At 76.3% G+C, this 22,962-nt stretch carries 26 protein-coding genes; 14 read left to right on the top strand and 12 right to left on the bottom strand.

The window, feature by feature from the left end; translation table 11 throughout:
* Positions 1-49 precede the first annotated feature (49 nt).
* The gene (locus HOP40_RS06985; protein ID WP_240157558.1) at positions 50-1,165 is read left to right on the top strand and encodes a lipase family alpha/beta hydrolase; all 1,116 of its coding nucleotides are present in this window, start codon (positions 50-52) and stop codon (positions 1,163-1,165) included.
* Here HOP40_RS06985 and HOP40_RS06980 read toward each other — a convergent pair.
* A complete protein-coding gene (locus HOP40_RS06980) occupies positions 1,147-2,067 on the bottom strand; it encodes an EamA family transporter (RefSeq protein WP_240157557.1) in 921 nt (306 codons plus the stop codon). The two genes, HOP40_RS06985 and HOP40_RS06980, sit on opposite strands and share 19 nt — an antisense overlap.
* Positions 2,068-2,140: 73 nt before the next feature.
* On the opposite strand from HOP40_RS06980, the gene HOP40_RS06975 reads away from it, so the two are divergent.
* From HOP40_RS06975 to HOP40_RS06955, 5 genes are read left to right on the top strand one after another with little or no spacing between them, the layout of a single operon-like run.
* Positions 2,141-3,040: a LysR family transcriptional regulator gene (locus tag HOP40_RS06975; RefSeq protein WP_172155788.1), complete on the top strand. Its 900-nt coding sequence runs from the start codon at positions 2,141-2,143 to the stop codon at positions 3,038-3,040.
* Positions 3,041-3,050: 10 nt separating this feature from the next.
* The gene (locus tag HOP40_RS06970; protein WP_172155786.1) at positions 3,051-3,413 is read left to right on the top strand and encodes an ArsR/SmtB family transcription factor; all 363 of its coding nucleotides are present in this window, start codon (positions 3,051-3,053) and stop codon (positions 3,411-3,413) included.
* Positions 3,410-3,967, top strand: coding sequence for an SRPBCC domain-containing protein (locus tag HOP40_RS06965; protein ID WP_172155783.1), 558 nt, complete (start codon positions 3,410-3,412; stop codon positions 3,965-3,967). The genes HOP40_RS06970 and HOP40_RS06965 overlap by 4 nt, the downstream gene beginning before the upstream one ends.
* Entirely contained in the window at positions 3,964-4,233 is a 270-nt protein-coding gene (locus HOP40_RS06960; RefSeq protein WP_172155781.1) for a YciI family protein, read from the top strand. Before HOP40_RS06965 ends, HOP40_RS06960 begins: the two co-directional genes overlap by 4 nt.
* A gap of 59 nt (positions 4,234-4,292) precedes the next feature.
* Complete coding sequence (locus tag HOP40_RS06955; protein WP_172155779.1) at positions 4,293-4,898, top strand: class I SAM-dependent methyltransferase; 606 nt, start codon at positions 4,293-4,295, stop codon at positions 4,896-4,898.
* Here the strand turns inward: HOP40_RS06955 and HOP40_RS06950 are convergent.
* Genes HOP40_RS06950 through HOP40_RS06940 form a run of 3 tightly spaced genes read right to left on the bottom strand, consistent with a single transcriptional unit; the run spans position 4,895 to position 7,607 of the window.
* The gene (locus HOP40_RS06950; protein WP_275691341.1) at positions 4,895-6,286 is read right to left on the bottom strand and encodes an amidase; all 1,392 of its coding nucleotides are present in this window, start codon (positions 6,284-6,286) and stop codon (positions 4,895-4,897) included. The two genes, HOP40_RS06955 and HOP40_RS06950, sit on opposite strands and share 4 nt — an antisense overlap.
* On the bottom strand, positions 6,287-6,844 hold the full coding sequence (locus HOP40_RS06945) for a hypothetical protein (protein WP_172155777.1): 558 nt from the start codon (positions 6,842-6,844) through the stop codon (positions 6,287-6,289).
* Between the two features lie 7 nt (positions 6,845-6,851).
* Positions 6,852-7,607: a response regulator gene (locus tag HOP40_RS06940; RefSeq protein WP_205347116.1), complete on the bottom strand. Its 756-nt coding sequence runs from the start codon at positions 7,605-7,607 to the stop codon at positions 6,852-6,854.
* A 353-nt stretch (positions 7,608-7,960) separates the two neighbouring features.
* Between HOP40_RS06940 and HOP40_RS06935 the strand changes: the two genes are divergently transcribed.
* Positions 7,961-9,082: an MFS transporter gene (locus tag HOP40_RS06935; protein WP_240157556.1), complete on the top strand. Its 1,122-nt coding sequence runs from the start codon at positions 7,961-7,963 to the stop codon at positions 9,080-9,082.
* Here HOP40_RS06935 and HOP40_RS06930 read toward each other — a convergent pair.
* The 4 genes from HOP40_RS06930 to HOP40_RS06915 form a co-directional block, all read right to left on the bottom strand.
* On the bottom strand, positions 9,072-9,893 hold the full coding sequence (locus tag HOP40_RS06930; protein WP_172155773.1) for an oxygenase MpaB family protein: 822 nt from the start codon (positions 9,891-9,893) through the stop codon (positions 9,072-9,074). The two genes, HOP40_RS06935 and HOP40_RS06930, sit on opposite strands and share 11 nt — an antisense overlap.
* 28 nt (positions 9,894-9,921) lie before the next feature.
* On the bottom strand, positions 9,922-10,254 hold the full coding sequence (locus tag HOP40_RS06925; RefSeq protein ID WP_172155771.1) for an ArsR/SmtB family transcription factor: 333 nt from the start codon (positions 10,252-10,254) through the stop codon (positions 9,922-9,924).
* Complete coding sequence (locus HOP40_RS06920; RefSeq protein ID WP_172155769.1) at positions 10,251-10,670, bottom strand: SRPBCC domain-containing protein; 420 nt, start codon at positions 10,668-10,670, stop codon at positions 10,251-10,253. Before HOP40_RS06920 ends, HOP40_RS06925 begins: the two co-directional genes overlap by 4 nt.
* Positions 10,671-10,739: 69 nt before the next feature.
* Positions 10,740-12,008, bottom strand: a complete 1,269-nt coding sequence (locus HOP40_RS06915; RefSeq protein WP_172155767.1) for a M18 family aminopeptidase — start codon at positions 12,006-12,008, stop codon at positions 10,740-10,742.
* A 9-nt stretch (positions 12,009-12,017) separates the two neighbouring features.
* Between HOP40_RS06915 and HOP40_RS06910 the strand changes: the two genes are divergently transcribed.
* Entirely contained in the window at positions 12,018-13,340 is a 1,323-nt protein-coding gene (locus tag HOP40_RS06910) for a GMC family oxidoreductase (protein ID WP_172155765.1), read from the top strand.
* 98 nt (positions 13,341-13,438) lie between these two features.
* Here HOP40_RS06910 and HOP40_RS06905 read toward each other — a convergent pair whose 3' ends face one another.
* Positions 13,439-13,831 (bottom strand): nucleotide triphosphate diphosphatase NUDT15, encoded by a 393-nt coding sequence (locus tag HOP40_RS06905; protein ID WP_172155763.1) that lies wholly within the window; start codon positions 13,829-13,831, stop codon positions 13,439-13,441.
* Positions 13,832-13,864: 33 nt separating this feature from the next.
* Between HOP40_RS06905 and HOP40_RS06900 the strand changes: the two genes are divergently transcribed.
* Positions 13,865-15,850 carry a M3 family metallopeptidase gene (locus HOP40_RS06900; RefSeq protein WP_172155761.1) on the top strand — a complete coding sequence of 662 codons (1,986 nt, stop codon included), beginning with the start codon at positions 13,865-13,867 and terminating at the stop codon, positions 15,848-15,850.
* Between the two features lie 48 nt (positions 15,851-15,898).
* Entirely contained in the window at positions 15,899-16,450 is a 552-nt protein-coding gene (locus HOP40_RS06895) for a TIGR03086 family metal-binding protein (protein WP_172155759.1), read from the top strand.
* A gap of 51 nt (positions 16,451-16,501) precedes the next feature.
* Here HOP40_RS06895 and HOP40_RS06890 read toward each other — a convergent pair whose 3' ends face one another.
* Entirely contained in the window at positions 16,502-17,650 is a 1,149-nt protein-coding gene (locus tag HOP40_RS06890) for a benzoate/H(+) symporter BenE family transporter (RefSeq protein WP_172155757.1), read from the bottom strand.
* A 50-nt stretch (positions 17,651-17,700) separates the two neighbouring features.
* Between HOP40_RS06890 and HOP40_RS06885 the strand changes: the two genes are divergently transcribed.
* Positions 17,701-18,252 carry a helix-turn-helix domain-containing protein gene (locus HOP40_RS06885; RefSeq protein WP_172155755.1) on the top strand — a complete coding sequence of 184 codons (552 nt, stop codon included), beginning with the start codon at positions 17,701-17,703 and terminating at the stop codon, positions 18,250-18,252.
* A gap of 114 nt (positions 18,253-18,366) precedes the next feature.
* Here HOP40_RS06885 and HOP40_RS06880 read toward each other — a convergent pair whose 3' ends face one another.
* The gene (locus HOP40_RS06880; RefSeq protein ID WP_172155753.1) at positions 18,367-19,338 is read right to left on the bottom strand and encodes an MsnO8 family LLM class oxidoreductase; all 972 of its coding nucleotides are present in this window, start codon (positions 19,336-19,338) and stop codon (positions 18,367-18,369) included.
* Between the two features lie 197 nt (positions 19,339-19,535).
* Between HOP40_RS06880 and HOP40_RS06875 the strand changes: the two genes are divergently transcribed.
* From HOP40_RS06875 to HOP40_RS06865, 3 genes are all read left to right on the top strand, one after another.
* Positions 19,536-20,954, top strand: a complete 1,419-nt coding sequence (locus HOP40_RS06875; RefSeq protein WP_240157555.1) for an APC family permease — start codon at positions 19,536-19,538, stop codon at positions 20,952-20,954.
* The gene (locus tag HOP40_RS06870) at positions 20,951-21,697 is read left to right on the top strand and encodes an IclR family transcriptional regulator (RefSeq protein ID WP_172155751.1); all 747 of its coding nucleotides are present in this window, start codon (positions 20,951-20,953) and stop codon (positions 21,695-21,697) included. Before HOP40_RS06875 ends, HOP40_RS06870 begins: the two co-directional genes overlap by 4 nt.
* Before the next feature lie 112 nt (positions 21,698-21,809).
* A complete protein-coding gene (locus HOP40_RS06865) occupies positions 21,810-22,016 on the top strand; it encodes a hypothetical protein (protein WP_172155749.1) in 207 nt (68 codons plus the stop codon).
* A gap of 50 nt (positions 22,017-22,066) precedes the next feature.
* Here HOP40_RS06865 and HOP40_RS06860 read toward each other — a convergent pair whose 3' ends face one another.
* Positions 22,067-22,825: a hypothetical protein gene (locus HOP40_RS06860; protein ID WP_172155747.1), complete on the bottom strand. Its 759-nt coding sequence runs from the start codon at positions 22,823-22,825 to the stop codon at positions 22,067-22,069.
* Positions 22,826-22,962: the final 137 nt, after the last annotated feature.

Below are 22,962 nucleotides of genomic sequence, written 5' to 3'. Positions count from 1 at the left end.
TACGAGTGTCGCGCTGTTACACATCGGTGTGTCTGTAACGGAGGATGGCATGGGTGCAGGCAAGTCGCGTCGCGTGATGGCGACGCTGGCAGTGGTCGGCGTCGCCGGGTTCGTGCTCGCGGGGCAGGCGCTGGCCGCGCCCGCGCCCCTGCCTCCGCTCACGCCCTCGCCCTTCCCGGTCGTCGCGCCGTCGTCACTGCCGCTCCCGCCGCCCACGATCCCGGACGAGGAGTTCGCCCCGCTCGACCGGCCCGGGCCGGAGCTCGAGGTGCCCGGGTCCGCCCTCGACGCCGCGCTGCGCTGCACCGCGAACGCCGTCGACGCCGACACCGAGGTCGTGCTGTTCGTGCCCGGCACGACCCTCACCCCGACCGACGACTTCGGCTGGAACTGGTTCCCGGCGCTGGACGAGCTCGGCCGACCCTACTGCTCGGTGGCCCTGCCGAACCACGCCATGACCGACACGCAGGTCTCCGCCGAGTACGTCGTCCACGCCATCCGGGCCGTGCACGGGATGAGCGGCCGGCGGGTCGACGTCGTCGGGCACAGCCAGGGCGGCACCGAGCCCCGGTTCGCCCTGCGGTTCTGGCCGGACCTGCGTCCGATGGTCGACGACTACGTCGCCCTCGCCGCCACCAACCACGGCAGCATCGCGATCAACGGCGCGCTGTGCACCCCGGCGACCGGCTGCTCGGAGGCGCTGTGGCAGCAGACGCTGAACTCGCACTACACGCAGGCGATCAACTCCCGGCAGGAGACGTTCGCCGGGATCTCCTACACGCAGATCTACACCCGCACCGACGAGTTCGTGCAGCCCAACCTCGACGACACCGGCACCACCTCGCTGCACACCGGCGACGGCGACATCACCAACGTGGCGCTGCAGGACGTCTGCCCCACCGACGTCACCTCCGAGCACCTCGCCGTCGGCACCTACGACCCGGTCGCCCACGCCCTGGCCGTCGACGCCCTCGACCACGACGGGCCCGCCGACCCCGGCCGCATCGACCCCGCCGTCTGCGCCCGGCTGTTCATGCCGGGCGTCGACCCGGTGGCCTTCCCCGGCGACTACGCCGCGCTCGTCGCCACGATCGCGCAGCAGCTCGCGCTGCACCCCAAGGTGGCGGCCGAGCCCGAGCTGAGGTCCTACACGCTCGCGGACTGAACCGGTCGGCCGCCGGCTCCCGACCCCGGGGGACCGGCGGCCACCCGCGCCCCCGTCCGCTCGGCCCCGATCCCGGCCGCCACCACGAACGCGATGCCCACCACCGCGCTCCACCCCGGCACCTGCCGCAGCGCGACCAGCCCCACGAGCAGGGCGATCGCGGGCTCCAGCGCCATGAGAGTGCCGAAGGCCGCGGCGGTGAGGCGGCGCAGCGCGAGCATCTCCAGGCTGAACGGCACCACCGGCAGCAGCACGGCGAGACCGAGCCCGACGAGCAGGAGCTGCGGGTCCAGCGCCTCGAGGACGGCGGGCGCGTCGGTCAGTGCGACGAACGCCGTGGCGGTGAGGCCCGCGACCGGCATCGACACCGCGAGGCCGCGCAGCCCGGTCGCCTCGTCGCCGACCTTCTGCGTCAGCACGATGTAGCCCGCCCAGCAGACGGCGGCGGCGAGCGCGAACCCGACGCCGGCGGGATCGACCGCGCCGCGCCACGGCTCGGTCAGCAGGAGCACCCCGACCGCGGCGACGCCCGCCCACAGGCGCGCGGGCCCCCGCCCCCGGGCGACCGCGACGCCGAGCGGGCCGAGGAACTCCAGCGCGCTCGCGGTGCCCAGCGGGATCCGGGCGACGGCGGCCATGAACAGGAACGTGAGCGCGGCCGTCACCACCCCGAGCAGGACGCAGGTCAGCAGGCCGCGGCGGGTGAACCCGCGCAGGCGGGGCCGGACCAGGACGGCCAGCAGGAGCCCGGCCCACGCCAGCCGCAGCCAGGCCGTGCCGTCGGTCCCGAGGCGGTCGACCAGGCCGACGGAGACGGCGAGACCGAGCTGGACGCAGAGCATGGCGACGACGGCGAGAGCGGTGCCGGACCGCGCGGATGCAGTGGGGGCGGAGGTGCTCACGCGGACCAGTAGAGGCGATCGTGACCGTTCGCGTCCACGTGACTTCCCTGCACGTACCGTTCATGATTCGTGGATGGATACGCGCCGCTTGGAGCTCCTCGTGGCCCTGGCCCGTCTCGGCTCGATGCGCGAGGTGGCCGACGAGCTCGGCGTCACGACGTCGACGGTCTCGCAGCAGATCGCCGCGCTCGCCCGGGAGGCCGGCACGGCGCTGCTGGAGCCGGTCGGGCGACGGGTCCGGCTCACCCCCGCCGGCCGGCGGCTCGCCGACCACGGCGTCACGATCCTGGCCGCGGTCGAGGCGGCGCGGGCCGACCTCGACCCGGACGCGGAGCCCGCGGGCTCGGTGCGGGTCGCCGGCTTCGCCACGGCGATCCGGCGCTCCCTGGTGCCGCTGCTGGCCTCGCTGCGGAGCACGCGGGTGCAGATGCTGATCGCCGAGCACGAGCCGGCCGAGGCGCTGGACCTGCTCGCCGACGACGCCGTCGACCTCGCCCTCGTCTACGACTACGCCCTCGCCCCGCGCACCGTCGACGACCGCTTCGAGGCCACCCCGCTGTGGACCGCCCGCTGGGGCCTCGCGGTGCCTGCCGACTCGGCCCACGAGGACGGCACCGCCCACGCCGTCGTCGCCCGCCACCGGCACGACGACTGGATCGTCAACTCCCGCAACGACGCCGACGAGCGGGTGGTCGCCGCCCTGGCCGCGCACTCCGGGTCCGCGCCGCGGATCGTGCACCGCGCCGACAGCCTCGACCTCGTGCAGGACCTCGTCGCGGCCGGGCTCGGGGTGGGCCTGCTGGCCGAGTCCGTGACGGTGCGGCCGGGCGTGCGGCTGCTCCCGCTGCGCGAGCCGGACGTCCTGCTGCGCGCGTTCGCCGTCGTCCGCCGGGGCCGGGCGGCGTGGGCGCCGCTGGCGCTGGTCGCGGGGCGGCTCACTTCGACAGTGGACACTAACGGAAGTAGGCGCTAACGTAACGGCCATGCCGGAAGAGGAACGACAGGAGAGCGCCACCGACGAGGCGCTGCGGGCGCTCGCGGAGCCGCGGCGCCGGGCGATCCTGCGGCTCGTGGCGCACGACGAGCTGCCCGCGGGTCGCATCGCCGAGGAGTTCGACGTGAGCCGCACGGCGGTGAGCCAGCACCTCGGCGTCCTCAAGGCCGCCGGGCTGCTGCACGAGCGCCGCGACGGGACGCGTCGGCTGTACCGGGCGCGGCCCGAGGGGCTGGCCGGGCTGCAGGTGTTCCTCGACGAGATGTGGGCGACCTCGCTGGACACCGCGCGGCGCCTCGTCGAGGCCGAGCGGGGCCTCCTCGACGAGGCGCCGGGGAGCGCGGTCGGATGAGCGCCGCGGAGCAGACGACGAGGGCGGCGGGCGCGGTGCCGCACCGCCCCCCGATCCGCCGGGCCACGCTGGTGCGCTCCGACGTCGACCACACCTTCGACGTCTTCGTCCGCACCATCGGTGCCTGGTGGCCGGTGCGGCCCTACTCCGTCGGGGGCGAGCGCGTCCGCGACGTCACCCTCGAACCGCTCCTCGGCGGCCGCCTGGTCGAGACCTGGGCCGACGGCACCGTCGTCGAGTGGGGCCGGGTGCTGGCCTGGGAGCCGCCGCACGCACTCGTCCTGAGCTGGGACTGCACGCCGGCCACCACGGAGGTCGAGCTGCGCTTCGCGGCACTCGGCCCGGCGCTGACGCGCGTCTCCGTCGAGCACCGCGGCTGGGAGGCGCTCTCCGAGCAGCAGCTCGGCCAGGACTGCGCGCAGCCCGGCGGGTACGCCGCCGGCAGCTTCGCGACCGGCTGGAGCACGATCCTCGCCGCGCTCGCCGCGGCGGCCGACCACGAGCACGACCACCACACCGACACCGACACCGGACAGGGGACGGACACCCGATGAAGCACGTGCTGCTCTACGACCTCGCCGACGACGCCATGCCGCTCGCGCAGGAGCACTACCCCGCACACCGCACGCGGCTCGACGACTTCCACGCCCGCGGTCTGCTGCTGATGGTCGGCACCTTCTCCGACGCCCCGGTGGGCGCCATGGCAGTGTTCACTACCCGGGAGGCCGTGGACGAGTTCATGTCCGACGACCCGTTCCTGCACCACGGGGTGGTCGGCGCGCACCGCGTCCGCGAGTGGGACGAGGTCCTGCAGCCGTAGTTTGCCGGTCCGGCAACGGCAGTTGCGTATCTCGCCGGGTCAGGAGCACGCTGGTGGGCATGACGGAGACGGACATGTTCAGCCGGGCGGCCTGGGAGGAGCGCTACGGCTCCCGCGGGATGTGGAGCGGGCAGCCCAACGCGCAGCTCGTCGCCGAGGTCGCGGACCTGCCGCCCGGTCGCGCGCTCGACGCCGGGTGCGGCGAGGGCGCCGACGCGGTGTGGCTGGCCGGGCAGGGCTGGCGGGTCACGGCCGTCGACTTCTCGGAGGTCGCGCTGGGCCGCGCGCGGGAGCGGTCGGCCGGTCTCGACGTCGAGTGGCGCCGGGCCGACCTCACCGCCTGGACGCCGGAGCTGGGCGCCTACGACCTGGTCAGCGCCCAGTTCGTGCACCTGCCGACGCTGGTCGAGATGTACGCCCGGCTCGCCACCGGCGTGGCCCCGGGCGGCACCCTGCTGCTCGTCGGTCACGACCCCACCGACGACGCCGGCCACCACCGCCCGCAGATCCCCGGGATGTTCTTCACCGCCGACGAGGCCGCCGGCCTGCTCGACCCGCGCGACTGGGACGTCGTCGTCGCCGGCACCCGGGAGCGGCAGGCGCACGGTCACGAGGGGGCGCACCTGACCGTGCGCGACGTCGTGGTGGTCGCGAGGCGCCGTTAGAGCTCCGGTCGGCGCAGCCCGACCTGGGTGGCGCCCTCGAACGCGTGCCCGACCTGCAGCACCAGCAGGTCGGCGCGCGGCGGGCCGACGACCTGCAGCCCGACCGGCAGCCCGTCGGGGGTGAAGGCGGCCGGCACCGACAGCGCGGGCAGTCCCGCGGCCGAGACCAGGTAGGCCGAAGCCATCCAGTCGAGGTAGTGCGGGTGCGGGACGCCGTCGATCGCGGTGGGGTGCTCCAGCGCCGCGTCGAACGGCGGCACCTGCGAGACCGGTGCCAGCAGCACGTCGTAGCGGGTGAAGAACTCCCGGACGCGGTGGAAGAGGGCGGCGCGGGCGAGCTCGGCGCGGGCGAGGTCGTCGCCGGTGAGGCGCCGGCCGTCGTCGATGTTGGCGGCCAGCGCGGCCTTCACCCGGTCGCGCTGCGGGCCCATCGTGGCGGCGAACTGCCAGGCGCGCAGGGTGCGGAAGACGTCGTCGGCGCCGGTGAGGTCGGGACAGGCGGGCTCGACGTGCGCGCCCAGGCGCGTGAACACCTCCGCGGCCGGGGCGAGCGCGGCCGTCACCACCGGGTCGACGGTGACGGCGCCGCCGAGGTCCGGGGCCCAGGCGACGCGCAGGCCGGTGAGGTCGCGGTCGAGCGGGGCGGCGAACACCGACCCCGGCTCGTCGAGGGAGATCGGGGAGCGCGGGTCCGGCCCGGCGAGCACCGACAGCAGCAGCGCGGCGTCGGCCACCGTCCGCGCCATCGGCCCCTGCACGGCCATCGTCGCCCACGGCAGGGCCGCCGGGTGCGTCGGGACGCGGCCGGGGGAGGGTCGCAGCCCGACGACGTTGCAGAACGACGCCGGGTTGCGCAGCGAGCCGCCCATGTCGGAGCCGTCGGCCAGCGGGTGCATCCCGGACGCCAGCGCGGCCGCCGCGCCGCCGCTGCTGCCGCCCGCGCTGCGGCCGGGGGCGTAGGGGTTGGCGGTCGTGCCGAACACCGGGTTGAACGTGTGCGAGCCCGCCGCGAACTCGGGCACGTTGGTCTTGCCGATCGTGATCGCCCCGGCCCCGCGGATCCGCTCGACGACCAGCTCGTCGGCGTCGGGGACGAAGTCGGCGAGCAGCGGCGAGCCGAACGTCGTGCGGACGCCGGCCGTCAGGTGGGTGTCCTTGTGCGCGATCGGCAACCCGTGCAGCGGACCGACCGGCTCCCCGGCGGCGAGGCGGGCGTCGGCGCGGTCGGCCTCGGCGAGCGCCCGTTCCGGCACGCGCGTGACGACGGCGTTCACCCGCCCGTCGACGGCCTCGATCCGGTCGAGGTGGGCCTGCACCAGCTCGCGCGCGGAGATCTCGCGGGCGCGCAGGGCGCGCGCCATCTCCCGCGCGGTGTCGTGGACGGGCACTCAGTCGAAGTGCGGGTGCGGGTCGCGGCCTGCGGTGCGCAGGAAGCGGTCGCGCCACGACACGTGCGGCGGCATGGGCAGCAGCGGCTCCCCGAAGATGCCCCGCTCGCGGAACTCGGCCGACCGCGGGTCGGTGATCTCCCACAGCGGCCGCGCCAGCTCCTCGGGCAGCGGGCACGCGGTGGAGCCGAGGTGGAAGGCGACGTCGTGGGCGAGGAAGCAGCGGTCGATCGTGGCGAGGAGCAGCTCCTCGGCGTCGACCCCGCCCCCGCGGACCGCGGCGACGGCGGCGTCGGACAGCCGGACGACCGTGGCCTGCGGGTCGCTGCCCAGCTCCACGTCGTCGGGGATGCCGGCGAGGCGGGCCTCGTCGCGCACGTGCCGGGCGACGGACTCGCGGATCGTCGCGGGTGCGCCGGCGGGGCGCAGCGGCGGCAGGACGATCTTCCCGTCGCCGTGCCGGATGCGCCCGAGCACCTCGACGAGCATCCGCTCGGCCATCACGAACAGGTCGGTGACCAGCGACAGGTCGGTCGCGGAGGTCGTCGTCGGCGCCACGTGGTCATCATCGCCTCCCGATCACCCGCGTGGCAACGTCCGCGTGCCCGTTGCGGCGGCACCAGCTCAGGATGTAGCGGGCGTGCTCGCCGCACCAGCGGTAGACCACCGAGGCGGGCACCGTCGGCTCGACGTGCTCGCCGCGCCTCCAGATCAGCTCGCCGAGGTACTCGCGGCCGACCTTCGCCGCCGTGTCGTAGCGGACGTTCGCGGCCTCGGCGAGCGTCGCGTGGCTGACGGCCCGGCCGGACGCGATCGCCCCCGCCATCCGGGCCGCCGTGCGCCCCCGGCCCCGGGAGAACCACTCGTGCAGGTGCGGGACCGCGGGCAGGTCCAGCGGGGGGCGGACGATCGGCGCCCCGCCCGCCCCGGCCCCGCCGGCCACCTCGCGGACGATCTCGAACAGCGCCTGCGGCCCGGACGACTTCCGGTAGACCCCGCGGACCTCCTCGTGCGCCAGCACCTCCTCGAGGTGGTCCTGCTCGGCCCCGTGGCCCTGGGTCGCCATGACGACGGGTGCGGGTCGGTCGGCGTCGCGGAGGATGCCCAGCACGTCGAGGCCGTCGAAGGAGAACTCGTCCGCGGAGTTCCACATGAGGTCGGAGATGACGATGTCGTGCCGCAGCCGCCCGCGGACCGCGCCGACGACCTGCTCCCGGTCCTGGGCGACGGTCACGGTGCCCGCCGGGAACCGCCCGGCCAGCGCGGGCTCGATGATCAGCGCGAGCGGGGACGCCACCAGGATGCGCAGGGGCTCGTCCACGTGCAAGATCTTGCACGGGCGTCGCCGACGACGGCAAGAAGGACGCCGATCCGCCGCCGGTCCGGCCAGTTGACCTCTCTCCCCGACGGCACCACCGGGAGCACGATCGGGGCGTCCGACAGCAGCACCTCCCGCCGCACGGCCCGTGCCCGGGCCGGGAGGCGGGTGGTGGCGAACCCGGAGGGGGTGGGGACGCGGGGGCCGTCGCGAGCGGCCCCCGTCGCCCCGTCAAACGCAGCCCCGTCCGACGCAGCGGGATCCGACGGCGCAAACCCGTTGACGCTGCTCGCTAGCCTTCGTCCGTGCCCGGTTGACGCTCCCTCCCCGCCCCTGCCCGTCCGCTCGCCCGCCGCATGCTCGGCTGGGCGATGCTGGCCGACACCGTCGCCCTCTACCCGCTCTACGCCCTGCTGTTCGCCGACACCGGGCTGTCCGACGCCGAGATCTCGCTGCTGCTCGCGGTCTGGTCGATCGTCGGGATCGTCGCCGAGGTGCCGACGGGTGCGGTCGCCGACCGCTTCTCCCGCCGCAGCTGCCTCGTCGCGGCCGGCGTGCTGCAGGCGGCCGGGTTCGCGTGCTGGACCGCCGCGCCCGGGTTCGCCGCGTTCGCCGCGGGCTTCGTCCTGTGGGGGCTGGGCGGGGTGCTCGCGTCCGGCGCGCAGGAGGCCCTCCTCTACGACGGGCTCGTCGCGGCCGGTGCGCGCGAGCACTACGCCGCGGTCAACGGGCGGGTCGGCGCGGCCGAGCTGGTCGCGCAGGTCCCGGCGGCGGGCCTGGCGACGCTGCTGTTCCCGCTCGGCGGCTTCGTCCTCGTCGGCTGGGTGAGCGTGGCGACCTGCCTCGCCGCCGCGGTCGTGGCGTCGACGATCCCGGAGGCGCCGCGCACCGGTGACGACGACGAGGACGACGGGCTCGGCTACCTCGCCACGCTGCGCGCCGGGCTGCGCATCGCGGCCTCGCGCCCGGGCGTGCCCGGGGTGGTGGTCGCGGCCGCGCTGGTCACGAGCATCGACGCGATCGAGGAGTACTTCCCGCTGATCGTCGCGGCGTGGGGGGTGCCGGTCGCGCTCGTGCCCGTGGCCGACCTGCCGATCGTGCTCGGCGGCGTCGTCGGGGCGGGCCTCGCCGGTCGCGCGGCCGGGTTGAGCAACGGGTGGCTCGCGGCGCTGCTGGCGGCGTCGGTGCTGCTGTTCGCCGGGGCCGGGCTGGTGGGGCAGCCGGTCGCGATCGTCGGGGTCGCGCTGTTCTACGGCGGCTACCGCGCGGTCCTCGCCGTCACCGACGCGCGGCTGCAGGACCGCATCGACTCGTCGTCGCGGGCCACCGTCACGTCGGTCGCGGGGATGGGTTCGGACGTCGCGACGATCGGGCTCTACGCGCTGTGGGCGCTCGGCGGGATCACCGCGGTGGCCGGGCTCGGCCTGCTGCTCGCGGTGCTGCTGCCGGTGCTGCTGCGCGTGCGGGTCAGGCGCTGAGGCCGCGGACCAGGCGCCGCGCCCGCTCGATGTTCGGCGGGGCCGGCACGTCGGGGAGCACGCCGGTAGCCGTGCGCAGGGCGCGCAGCCCGAGCGTGACGCCCAGGTCGGTGGTGGGCAGGCCGGGCAGCCCGTAGCAGCGGCGGGCCCAGCGGGGCAGCGTGCCGAGCGCGAGGGTGGCGATCGTCGGGACCGCGATCTTCACCGCGCGCGGGGCGCGGCCCTTCGGCGCGAACAGGTTCATCGTGGCGCGCCGGGCCTCGTCGGTCATCCGCATGTCGGGGCGGCGGCGCTCGATGTAGGCGTCCATCTCCGCACGCGACGCCGGGGCGTCGATCAGGCCGATCACGCGCGCCGCGCGGACGCTCTCGGCCAGGTACCGGTCGGCCCCCGCCCCGTCGATCAGCCCGGCGCGCTGCGCGATGTGCGCGTACGACCCGACCTCCGTGGCGTGCACCCAGAGCAGGTTCTCGGGCTCGTCGAGGCGGAAGGTCTCGCCGGTGTCGGGGTCGAAGCCGCGCAGGGTCGCGTGGAGCGTGCGGACGCGGGCGGCGACGCGCTCGACCTCGGCGGTGGACCCGAACGTCCGCGTGCCCACGAACTCCACCGTGCGCTGGAACCGCGACCACGCCTTCGCCGGGTCGAACAGCGCCGAGTTCTGGTAGGTCCCGCGCATCACCCGAGGCTCCAGCGACTGCAGCAGCAGCGCCCGGAACCCGGCCACCCACATCACCGGTTCGATGTGCACCCGCCAGGTGACGGAGTCGGGACCGAAGAGGCCGAGGTCCTCCTCGACGAGCGCTGTGGTCATGGCTCCATGATGCGTCGCGCTCGGCGGATCAGCGCGGCGAGCCGCCGGACTCCGCGGCCCGCTTGACGGCGAGGAGCCTGCGGTCCCACGTGGCGGCGAGCTCGGTCAGCCAGCGGGCCGAGGCGTCGAGCGGAGCGCGCTCGACGCGGTAGCGCACCTCGCGGCCGCTCCGGGCGCCGGTGACGAGCCCGGCCGCCTCCAGCACCTGCAGGTGCTTGACGACGGCCTGGCGCGACACCGGCAGCCCGGTCGCGAGCACGGTGGCGCTTGCCTGTCCGGCGTCGGCCAGCGCGTCGAGCAGCAGCCGGCGGGTCGGGTCGGCGAGCGCCGTGAGGACGTCGCCGACCTGCGCGTCGATCATGCCAGGACGCGCTCCGCCCGCTGCTTCGCCGCCCGCAGCTCCTGCTCCCAGCCCTCGATGCTGCCCGCGGTGTCGCAGGGGACGGTCAGCGCGTCGTACCCGCTCTCGACGACGCGCAGCAGCGTGCCACCGTCCTGCTCGGTCAGCGTGAACTCCACGAGCGTCGAGGTGCCCTCCACCGGCTCCATCCCCGGATAGGCCGAGCGGAAGGAGGCGTAGCGGGGCGGGTCCTGGGCGATCGGCAGGACGGGGAAGCTCATCCCGTGCGCGGGGAGCTCGACGACCGTCAGGTCGCCCTCCCTCGTCACGGTGCGCTCCGGCCCGTCCTCGATCCACCAGCCGGGTTCGCTGACCAGCGCGAACACGCGCCCGATCGGGGCGTCGATCCGGATCTCCCGTTCGATGCGGTCGGTCATGGGTTCCTCCTCGTGGTCGACGTGCTACCGCAGGGTTGCACGCCGGACCCGCAACTGTCCAGTTGCGGATCAGGCGGGATCGACGAGGAACGCCGTGGCCGCGGCGGCGAGGTGGCCGGGGTCGTGCACGCCGCACAGCTCGCGGGCGGAGTGCATCGACAGCACCGGGATCCCGACGTCGACGGTCCGGATGCCGAGCCGCGTCGCCAGGATCGGGCCGACGGTCGTGCCGCACGGCACCGTGTTCTTGCCGACGAACACCTGCGTCGGCACGCCGGCATCGCGGCAGGCGCGGTGCCAGGCCGCCGCGCCGGGGGCGTCGGTGGCGTAGCGCTGGTTGGCGTTGACCTTCAGCGCGGGCCCGCGGTTGGGCACGCTGCGGTGGCCCGGGTCGTGGTGGCCGAGGTAGTTGGGGTGCGCCGCGTGGGTGACGTCGACCGAGAGGCAGCGCGAGCGGGCGAACGCGGCGCCGCGGGCGTCGAAGCCGCCGGCCAGCCGCGTCAGGACCGTCTCCAGCAGCGGACCCGCCGCGCCGGTGGCCGAGCCGCTGCCGATCTCCTCGTGGTCGAAGCCGACGAACACCGGGATGACGCCCGGGGTGCCGGCCGCGGCGAGCAGCGCGCCGATCCCGGCGTGCACCGAGGCGAGGTTGTCCAGCCGCGGCGCCGCGAGCAGCTCCTCCTCCTCGCCCAGGCGCGCGGGCGGGACGACGTCGTGGACGACGAGGTCGTGCGCCGCCACCTCCCCGGCGTCGACGCCCGCCTCGACGGCCAGGAAGTCGAGCAGGTCGCCCTCGGCGGGGGCGCCCAGGCCCCAGATCGGGAGCAGGTGGTGCTGGGCGTCGAGGTGCAGGCCCTCGGAGTTGACGCCGCGGTCGAGGTGGATCGCCAGCTGCGGCACGCGCAGCAGCGGGCGGTGGACGTCGACGAGCACGGTCGAGCCGTCGTAGAGCGCGAGGCGCCCGGCGAGGCCCAGGTCGCGGTCGAGCCAGGAGTTCCACAGCGCCCCGCCGTAGACCTCGACGGCGACCTGCCGCCACCCGCCCGCGCCCACGTCGGGGTTCGGCTTGACCTTCAGCGTCGGGGAGTCCGTGTGGGCGGCGAAGATCCGCATCGGCGTGCCGGGCGCGGCACCCTCGGGCACCGACCACGCCAGCACCGTGCCGTCGCGGACCAGGTACCGCCCGCCCGGCCCGTCGGCCCAGGGGCCGGCCTCCGGCTGCTCGACGAACCCGGCGGCCGTCAGGCGGCGGACCGCCTCGGCCACCGCGTGGTACGGCGTCGGCGAGGCGACGATGAAGTCGGCGAGATCCTGCGCGAGATCGTCCACCGGGTGCATCCTGCCCGGGTGCGGGACGTCGTGGTGGTCGGGGGCGGGTCCGCCGGCTGCGCGCTGGCCGGGCGGCTCGGCCCGCGGGCGCTGCTGCTCGAGGCCGGTCCGGTGGCCCCGCTCCCGGAGCTGCGCGACGCGGCCTCGCTCGTCGCCTGCACCCCCGGCCACCCCCGCAACTGGGCCCATCCCGTGCTCCTGCGGCCCGGGCACGCGGCCGTGGTGCCGCGGGGGAGGGGGCTGGGCGGGTCGAGCGCGATCAACGGCGCCAACTGGGTCCGCGCCACCCGCGCCGAGGACTGGGGACCCGGCTGGACCTGGGACGACCTGCTCCCGCACTACGAGCGCTCCGAGTCCGACCCGTGGCACGGGACGACCGGCCCGGTGCCGGTGCGGCGGCCCTCGGGTGCGCTGCTGCACCCGGCCGCGGAGCGGTTCCTCGACGCCGCGCAGCGGCTGGGCTTCGCGGCCGAGCCGGACAAGAACGCGGGCGGCGCCCCGGGGGCCGGGCTCGTGCCGAGCAACAGCGTCGACGGGGTCCGCGTCAGCGCGGCGATGGCCTACCGGCCCGGGCACGTCCGGGGGGACGCGCCCGTCGCCCGGGTGCTCTTCGACGGCGCGCGGGCGCGCGGCGTCGAGCTGGAGTCCGGCGAGGTCGTCGAGGCGGGGGAGGTGGTGCTGGCGGCCGGGGCGGTCGGCACGCCGCGGCTGCTGCTGCGCTCCGGGATCGGCCCCGGGCTGGGCGTGGACCTGCCGGTCGGGCAGGGCTTCTCCGACCACCCGTCGGTCTACCTCCCCTTCGCCGACGACGACCCGCCCGCGCACCCGCACGCCCCCGGCAGCCAGGTCGCGCTCAACTGGGACGCCGGCGCCGACCCGGCGGGCGACGTCGAGGTGCTGGCGTTCGTCCGGCCGTTCGCGCCCGGCGGTCCACTGCACCTGATGTGCGCGCTGCAGCACCCCGACAGCCGCGGCGAGCTGACGCTCGACCGCATCGAGTACCGCTACCTGCGCACCGAGCACGACCGCCGCCGCCTGCGCCACGCGATCCGCACCGCCGCCGACCTGCTCCGCGCCGGCGTCGGGCGCCGCGTCGGGCCGGGCGGTGACGTGCTGGGCAACGACCGCACGCTCGACGCCTGGATCGCCGACCACCTCACGACCTCGGTGCACCTGTGCGGCACCGCGGCGATCGGGCGGGTCGTCGACGCCGACCTGCGGGTGCTCGGCGTCGAGGGGCTGCGGGTGGCGGACACGTCGGTGCTGCCGACGGTCCCGCGGCGCGGCCCGTCGGCCACGGCGGTGGCGATCGGGGAGAAGGCGGCGACGCTGCTGACCTGAGGCCCCACCCCCCACCCCCGCGAGTCGGGCTCTCGTGGCGCGCGAGTCGGGGTCCGGCTGCGCGCGAGTCGGGCTCTCGTGGCGCGCGAGTCGCGGTGTCAGGCGTCGAGGAAGCGGCGGAGCGGAGCGAACAGGTCGCCGCGGGCGCGCAGCTGCTCGGGCGTGAGCCAGGCGAGGGCGGTGGCCTTGTCGGGCTCGGCGATCCGCGCCGACCCGCCGACGACCCGGCACCGCACGAACAACGTGACGTAGTGCCGCCCGATCTCGGGCATCGGGTCGTCGGTGAACCCCAGCCGCGCGTCGGCGACGACGTCGAGCCCGGTCTCCTCCGCCACCTCCCGCACGGCCGTGTCCTCCGGCGACTCCCCGAACTCCTGGTGCCCGCCGGGCAGCCCCCAGGTGCCGGCCCCGTGCGCGCCGGCGCGGCGCAGCACCAGCCAGCGCGTGCCGTCGGAGACGACCGCGGCCACGCCCACCCGCACCTGCGCCATCCCGCCAACCTAGATCGCGCCTAGCGTGGGGGCATGACGGCCGACCCGTTCCGCGCCCCCAGCCCGCTGCCCCACGGCTACCCCGATCTCGACGCGATCCGCGAGGAGCACTTCCTCCCCGCGTTCGAGGCGGGCATGGCGCAGCAGCGGGCCGAGGTCGACGCGATCACGGCCGACCCCGCACCGCCGACGTTCGACAACACCGTCGTCGCGCTGGAGCGCTCCGGCGCCGCACTGCGCCGCGTCTCCGCGGTGTTCTCCACCCTCGTCGGCTCGTGCAGCACGCCCGGGATCCGGGAGATCGAGGCCGAGGTCGCGCCCCGCCTCGCCGCGCACGGCGACGCGATCACGCTCGACCCGGCGCTGTTCGCGCGGCTGGAGGCGATCTCGCCGGACGGGCTCGACGAGGAGTCGCGGCGGCTGCTCGAGCGCCGGCACCGCGACGCCGTGCGCGCCGGGGCCCGCCTGGGCGCCGACGAGCAGCAGCGGCTGCGCGCGCTGAACGCCGAGATCTCGACGCTGTCGACGGAGTTCGGCTCGCGGCTGCTGGCCGGCGCCAACGCGGCCGCGGTGCGCGTCGACGACCCGGCCCGGCTCGACGGTCTGTCGCCCGACGCGGTGGCCGCCGTCGCCGCCCGGGGCGACCGGCTGAGCCTCGTCCTGCCCACCGGGCAGCCGGCGCTGGCGTCGCTGACCGACCGCGCGCTGCGCGAGGAGCTCCACACGGCGTCGGTCACGCGGGGGGCGCTGGGCGACGAGCACGACACCCGCGACATCGTGCGCCGGCTCGTCGCGCTGCGCGCCGAGCGGGCCGCGCTGCTCGGGCACCCGCACCACGCGAGCTGGGTGGTCGAGGTCGGCACCGCGGGCACCGTCGAGGCGATCGACGCGATGCTGGGCGAGCTCGTGCCGGTGGCCGTGGCGAACGCCCGGGCCGAGGCCGCCGACCTGGCCGCGCTCGCGGGCCACGAGATCGAGCCGTGGGACCGCGCCTACTACGCCGAGCGCCTGCGCAAGGAGCGCTACGACCTCGACGCCGCCTCCCTGCGCCCCTACCTCGAGCTGGAGCGCGTGCTGCACGACGGCGTGTTCTTCGCCGCGCACCGCCTCTACGGCCTCACGTTCAGCGAGCGCCACGACCTCCCGCTCCACCACCCCGACGTGCGCGTCTTCGACGTCGCCGACGAGGACGGGCCGCTCGGGCTCTTCGTCGCCGACCTGTTCGCGCGCGACTCGAAGCGCGGCGGGGCGTGGATGAACAGCTTCGTGGTGCAGTCGCACCTGCTGGGGACGCGGCCCGTCGTCCTCAACACCCTCAACATCGCCCGCGGCGAGCCGACCCTGCTGACGATCGACGAGGTCCGCACCCTGTTCCACGAGTTCGGGCACGCGCTGCACGGCCTGCTCTCCGACGTGCGCTACCCGACGTTCTCCGGCACCGGCGTGCCGCGCGACTTCGTCGAGTACCCGTCGCAGGTCAACGAGATGTGGCTGGACGACCCGGAGGTCCTGCGGAACTACGCCCGCCACCACGTCACCGGCGAGCCGTTGCCCGCCGTGCTGGTGGAGCGGCTGCACGCGGCCCGGCGGTTCGGCGAGGGCTTCGCGACCACGGAGTACCTCGCCGCCACGCTGCTGGACCTGGCCTGGCACCGCCTCGGCCCGGACGACTCCGTCGACGACGTGCCGGCGTTCGAGGCCGACGCGCTGCGGGCCGCGGGGGTCGATGTCCCGAGCGCGCCGCCGCGCTACCGCTCGACCTACTTCAACCACGTCTTCGGCGGCGGCTACAGCGCGGGCTACTACTCCTACATCTGGAGCGAGGTCCTCGACGCCGACACCGTCGACTGGTTCGCCGAGAACGGCGGCCTGACCCGCGCGAACGGCGACGCCTTCCGCCGCGCGCTGCTCTCCCGCGGCGGCGCCGTCGACCCGATGGAGGCCTACCGCGCCTTTCGCGGCCGCGACCCGGAGCTGCGCCCGCTGCTGGAGCGCCGGGGTCTGGCGGTCCACCGATGAGTCGTGGGCGCCGCGGGCGTCTCAGTTCCACCGAGCAGAGGAGATCTGATGGGTGACGCGGCCGACCGGTACCGCTGGATCGCGGCGGGGTTCACGGAGCGGGTGGAGGCGGTGCCCGCGGGCGCCTGGGAGCGGCCGGCGCCGTGCGAGGGGTGGGTGGCGCGCGACGTCGTCGGGCACCTCGTCGCGTGGCTCCCGGCGTTCTTCGTGGAGAAGTGGGGGCTCGACGCGTCGCCGCTGCCGTCCGTCGACGACGACCCGGTCGCCGCCTGGCGCGCCCTCGACGCCCTGCTCGCCGGGGCGCTGGCCGACCCGGCCGTCGTCGACGCCGTCCGGGAGACGCCGATGGGTCCGATGCCCTTCGGCGCCGCGCTCGACATGATCGGCACCACCGACGTCTTCCTGCACACCTGGGACCTCGCCCGCGCCACCGGCGGCGACGAGCGGCTCGATCCCGACGAGGTGCACCGGCTGTACGAGGGGATGCTGCCGCTCGACGAGGTGCTGCGCAGCAGCGGTCACTACGGGCCGCGGACGCCGGTGCCCGAGGACGCCGACGAGCAGACGAAGCTGCTGGCGTTCATCGGGCGGGTGCCGTAGCCGACTTGCAGGAAAGCCACGTTCACGCCATCCGGCTGCAGGAACGTGGCTTTACTGCAACGCCGGTTCCCGCACGCGCCGCCGCCGGTGCAGCAGCGTCATCGCCGCCCCGGCCAGCAGCCCCCAGAACGCCGATCCCAGCCCGAGGAACGCGACGCCCGCCGCCGTCACGACGAAGGTGACGGCCGCGGCCTCCCGCCCCTCGACGTCGGCCACCGCCGCCGCCAGCGACGACGCCAGCGCCCCGAGCAGCGCCAGCCCGGCCACCGCCTCGATCAGCACCGGCGGCGAGGCGACGACCACGGCCGTCGCGAGCCCGGCGCCCAGCCCGAGCACCGCGAGCCCCACCCCGTTGACGACGGACGCGACCCACCGCCGCTCCGGTGCGCCCGCCTCCGGCCCCGCGGCCAGTGCGGCGCTGATCGCGGCCAGGTTGACGGCGTGCCCGCCGAACGGGGCGCCCGCGAGCGTCGCGAGCCCGGTGGCGCCCAGGATCGGCCGCAGCGGCGGGCGGTAGCCGAACTGCGCGAGCACGGCCATTCCCGGCACGTTCTGCGAGGCCATCGTGACCAGGAACAGCGGCAGCCCGATCCCGACGAGCGCGGGCACCTCGAACGCCGGCGGCGTCCACACGAACGTCGGCGCCGCCCCGACGACCGCCGGCCCGGTGAGCACGATCAGCCCGACGGCCACCACGAGCGCCGCCGGCACGGCCCAGGCCCGCGCGAACCGCCCGACCAGCACCCAGACGACCACGACGGGCGCGGCGAGCAGCGGCACCTCCGCGACGGCCCGCACGGGCGCCAGGCACAGCGGCAGCAGCACCCCGGCGAGCATCGCGCCCGCCACGTGCGACGGGATCGCGGCGACGAGCCGGGCGAGCGCGGGCACCAGCCCGGCGACGACGATCAGCGCGCCGCACAGCAGGAACGCCCCGACCGCGGCCGGGAACCCGCCCGCCGGTGCGCCCGCGGAGATCAGCAGCGCGGCGCCGGGCGTCGACCAGGCGATGCTGATCGGCATCCGGTACCGCAGCCCGAGCACCACGGCCACGACCCCGGACGCGAGGCACACGGCGAGCAGCCCGGACGCCGCCTGCGCCTCGTCGGCGCCCGCGGCGCGCAGCCCGGCCAGCACGACGGTGAACGCGCCCGCGAACCCGACCAGCGCCGCGACGATCCCCGCCAGGAACGGTTGCACCTGCCACCTCCACCATCGTTCCGTTTACGGAACGGTGCGACGATAGCTGGATGCCGGACGCCGCGGAAGGCCGCCCCGCCCTCACCGAGAGCACCGGCATCGGCGCGCGCGTGGCGGCCCTGCGCGCGGAGCGCGGCCTGTCGCTCTCCGAGCTGGCCCGCCGGGCGAAGGTCGGCAAGGCGACGCTGTCCGGGCTGGAGGCCGGGACCCGCAACCCGACCCTGGAGACGCTCTACGCCGTGACGAGCGCGCTGGGCCTGCCCCTGACGGCGCTGGTCGCGGGGCCCGGGCCGGTGCGCGGGTCGGCCGCGGAGATGGCCCTGCTCAGGGTGTTCGACGACGGGCCGGTCACCTACGAGCTGTACCGGATGCACCTGCCCGCGGGCGCCGCGCAGACCTCCCCGCCCCACCACGCGGGCGTCACCGAGCACGTCACGGTGTTCGCGGGCGTGCTGGAGGCCGGCCCGTCGGCGGCGCCCCGGCGCGCGGGGCCGGGGGAGCACCTGGAGTGGGCGGCCGACGTGCCGCACGGGTACGCGGCGGGCCCGGACGGCGACGTGCACGCCAGCCTGCTGATCCGTTACCCCCGCCCGACCCACTAGGACCTCCGGCGAGTTCGCCGCCCCGGTACGGGGTCGTGGCAGTCCCTGCGCGAGCGCCGACGGCACACTCGCCGGGGGGATCGGCACACTCGCCGGAGGGGGGAGGGGACGGCGTCAGGTGCGGCGGCGCCAGAGCGCGGCCAGGCGGGTGTCGGACTCCCGCAGCGCGTCGAGGTCGAAGGTCGAGGTGGAGGCCAGCAGCTCGTCGGCGCCGGTGCGGGCGAACAGGTCGTCGAGGGCGTCGGCGACGGTCGCCTCGTCGCCGTGCACCGTCCGGCCCACCGCCGCGTCGACCCGCTCGCGCTGGCGCTGCGTCATCGGGCGGCCGCCGTCGACCGGCTCCAGGGCCGGGAACTCGCCGGTCGCCCGGGCCGCCGCGAGCGCCCAGGCCTCGGGCACGGCGAGCTCGCGGGCGGCCGCCACGGAGTCGGCGACGAGGACGTCGAGCGAGACGACCACGTACGGCGCAGCGCCGGCCGCCCGCGCGCGGGCGCGGTAGTCGGCGAGGCGCTCGCCGAGCGTGTCGTCGTCGAGCACCGGCCCGCCGAGCACGACCGGCAGCCCGGCGTCGCCGGCCACGGCCAACCCGCGGCCGGTGGCCAGCACGAACAGCGGCGGCGGCCGGTCGAGCCGGGGCCGGGCCGTGACGGGGGCGGTGCCGTCGAGGTAGGAGCGGAGCTCGGCGAGGTCGTCGGCGAAGGTGTCGGCGCCGGTGCTGCGCAGGGCGTGCCGGACCGGCCCGGTGAACCCGAGCGAGCGCCCCACCCCGAGGTCGACGCGCCCGGGGAACAGCGCCTCCAGCATCGCGAACTGCTCGGCCACGACGAGCGGCTGGTGGTTGGGCAGCATGACGCCGCCGGAGCCGACGCGGATCCGCGACGTGCGGGCGGCGACCGCGGCCACCAGCACCGGCGGGCTGCCGCTCGCGATCCCCGGCACGGCGTGGTGCTCGGCGACCCAGAACCGGTGGTGGCCCAGCTCCTCGGCGTGCACGGCCCGCTCGACGGTGTGCCGCAGCGCGACGGCGTCCGGCTCCCCGGCGCGCGTGCGGGAGCGGTCGAGGAGCGAGAGCCGGGCGGGTGTCATCACCGGCTCGAACGCCCTCCGGACCACCCCCATTCCGGCCGCGACCCGGCGGTGGGACGCGCGACCGGCACCGTTCCCGTGCGGTGGGAAGGCGCCCGGCAGTTTTCTCGTTCGGGACGCCGCTGCTGTTCGCAGGGGCTCGGTAGCGTCCTACGCTGCGCCGACCACGCCGCTCGCTCCCGAGGGAGGACCCGCCCGTGCCCCTGCCGAAGCTGCGCCGCCGCTCGCCGGTGCACGGCCTCGACCGACGCAACCTCGGTCCCGCCGAGGTGCTGGCCCAGTCGGTGGCCGGTGCCGCGCCCGCGGCCGCGATGGCCACCGTGCCCGCGATCGTGGCGGCCACCGCCGGGCCGGGGACGCTGTGGGCGTTCGTCGTCGCGACGGTGGTGGCCCTGCTCATCGGGAGCTGCATCGGGCAGTTCACCCGGCGGATGGCCGCGGCCGGTTCGCTCTACAGCCTCACGGCGCAGGGCCTCGGCCCGGCCGCCGCGTTCAGCTCGGGGGTGGCGCTGCTGGTCGGGTACGGGGTGCTGGCGATGGCGGCGCTGGCCGGCTCGGCGATCTACCTCGACGCGCTGGTCGCCCGGCTCGGCGGCAGCACCGAGGGCTCGCGTCCGGTGCTGGTGCTGGCCGTCTGCGTCCTCGCCGTGCTGGCCACCGCCGGGGTGCTCGTGCGCGTGCGGCTCTCGGCGCGGCTGGTGCTGCTCGTCGAGGCCGTGTCGATCACGCTGATGACCGTCGTGTTCCTCGCCCTGCTCGGCGCCGACGCCCCGGCGGGCCCGCCGCCGCCCGACCCCGGACCCGGCGGGATCGCCGCCGCGGTGCTCCCCGCGCTCGGCGCGTTCATCGGGTTCGAGGCGGCCACGGCGATGGGCGTCGAGGCGCGGCGCCCGTTCCGCACGATCCCCCGCGTCGTCTCCTGGACCGCGGCCGCCACCGGTCTCCTGTACCTGTTCGCCGCGTACACCCAGGTCAGCGGCTTCGCCTCCGGCGGCCTGACGACGGCGCCCCAGCCCGTGCTGACCCTCGCCATGGCCCAGGGGCAGGCCTGGATCGCCGTGGTGCTCGACCTCGGCATCGCCATGTCCTTCGCCGCCTGCACGCTCGCCACGCTGGGCGCGCTGGTACGTGTGGTGTTCTCGATGGCCCGCGACGGGATCGTGCCGGCCGCGCTGGGGGGCACGCACCCGCGGTTCCGGACGCCGCACGTCGCGATCGCGGTGGTGCTGCCCGTCGTCGCCGCGGTGCCGGCGGGCCTGCTCGCCGCGGGCGTGCCGGGGCCGCGGGTGCTGGCCGAGCTGCTCACCGTCGCGACCGCCGGGTACCTCGTCGCCTACCTGCTCGTCTGCCTCGCCGCGCCGCCGTTCCTGCGCCGGATCGGGGAGCTGACGGCGTGGCCGGTCGCCGTCACGGCGGTGGCGGCCCCGGTGCTGCTCGCCGTGCTCGGCGCGTTCGTCGTGTCCGCGTGGGGCGGCGCGGTGCCACTGGTGATCGCGCTGCTGGTGCTCGCCGGCGCGGTGTGGCTGGGCTGGCTGCGGTGGCGGCGACCGGCGGCGCTGGCGGGGATCGGGGCCTACGACGAGACGGTCGCCGACGACGTGCTGGTGGGGCCGTGACCGACCCCATCGCGCTCACCGGACGGCAGCCGCGCGCGGTGCGCAGCGCGCTGGCGGTGCTGGAGGAGGTCGTCGCGGCGGGGCCGGGCGTGACCGCGAAGGAGATCTCCGCGGCGCTGAAGCTGCCGCAGGCCACCACCTACCGGCTGCTGAACCTGCTGGTCGGCGAGGAGTACCTGGTCCGGCTGCCCGACCTGCGGGGGTTCGCGCTGGGCCGCCGCGCCGCCCGGCTCGCACTGCCGGTCGTGCCGCCGCCGCCCGCCGCGGCGCGGGCCGTCGTCGAGCACCTGCGGGGGATGGTGCGCTGGGGGGTGCACCTGGCGTCGTTCCGCGGCGCCACGCTGACCCTCGTCGACGCCGACCCGGACCACCCGCCGAGCGAGTCGGCCGTGCTGGCCCGCTACCCGCACGCGTCGGCGCTGGGGCGGCTGCTGCTCGCCGACCAGGCCGACTGGCGCGCACTGGCCCGCGACCTGCGGCCGCTCACCGCGCAGACCGTCACCGGGTCGGCGGAGCTCGGCGCGCGGCTGGCCGAGGTGACCGCGTCCGGGCTGGCGCGCCAGTGCGGCGAGCTGAACGCCGAGAAGGGCTGCCTCGCGGTACCGGTGCGCGATCCGGTCACCGGCGCGCTGGTCGCCGGGCTGGCGCTGTGCGGGCCGGCGTCCCGGGTCGCCGAGCCCAACGAGGAGCTCGTCCGGCTCCTGCGCGAGCACGCCGACCGTCTGGTCCCGCTGCTGGCCTGAGACGCTGCTGGCCTGAAACACGGAGGAGGCGCGGTGGCGGTGCGACTAGGCTCCGCGGGCGATCTCCTGATCCGCCGCCGTCGCCGTTCCCCCACTCCACCGGAGGTCAGCCGTGTCCGAGCCGAAGCCCCAGTCCCAGCCCGAGTCCGAACCCGTCGTCGACGAGGCCGGGGCGCCCGAGGAGCCGGAGGCGCCGCTCAACCGGGCCGCCCGGCGGGCCAAGGCGCGCAACCCCCGCCAGCCGGGCCACGTCGGCCCGCAGGGTGACGCCACCCGCGGTGGTCGCGGGCCGCGCCCGCACACCAAGCGCGCGATCTGAGGAGCGCCCCGTCCCGCCCGGTGGGGAGCGCCGGGCGGGACGGGGTGGGGTCAGTAGCCGTAGGAGGTGTCGGCGGGCGGCACGGCGCCGCCGGTCAGCCGGACGTCCGCGGCCGGTGCCTCCGCGGGGGCAGGGGCGACGTCGGCGGGTGCCGCGCCCACCGGCGCGGGGACCGTCGGGCCGGTCGGCGCCGGCTGCGGCACGACGCCGTTCGTCACGGCCGTGAGCCGGGCGGGGGCGTTCGGGGTCGTCCCGCCGAACCAGCCCGCCGCGGCCGCCCCGACGACGACCATCGCGACCGCCACGAGCGCGCCCATCACCAGCATCCGCACGGGCCGGCGGGGAGCCGGCGCGTCCGGGGCGACGAACTGCAGCACGGTCGTCGGGGTCTCGTCGGCCGCCGGGTCGAAGAGGACGTCCTCCTCGACGGGCAGGTCCCGCGGGTCGGCCTGCTCCTCGGCCCGTCGCCGACGCCCCGTCGCCGCGGGCACGGGCGGGCCGATCGGCCCGGTGCGCAGCAGGGACGGCTCGTCGTCGAGGGCCGGGAGGGGAGCGCGGGGAGCCGGGACGCGGGGAGCGGGCTCGAGGGCGTGCGGGCCGGTCGGGGGAGCGGCCGCCGGGCGGCGCGGGCGCCGGACCGTCGGCTCGGTGGTGGTGCGGGAGCGGGCCGTCGTCGTCCGAGGGGGAGCGGTGAGGACGGCGTGGCGCCCGGTGGACTCCACCGGGGCGTCGCGCTCGGCGCTGATGCGGGCGATCAGCTCGGCGGTGGTCTCCGAGCGACCGACCTCAGCGGAGGGTTTCCGTCGCATGGGCCGGAACAGTAGAAAATGACGGCGCGTGATCGCCGAACCTGAGAGCGCGGGTTGCGCGTGCGCGCCCACAGGTCGTTCCGGCGCGCCGGAGAGCGCGATGAACGGTCCCCTGTGAGTGATCAGTACTCCGTTCG

The organism is Pseudonocardia broussonetiae (genome assembly GCF_013155125.1).
GTDB classification, from domain to species: Bacteria; Actinomycetota; Actinomycetes; order Mycobacteriales; family Pseudonocardiaceae; genus Pseudonocardia; species Pseudonocardia broussonetiae.
Note: the sequence above shows the minus strand (reverse complement) of the source record. Positions and strands in the feature narration are given on the sequence as shown.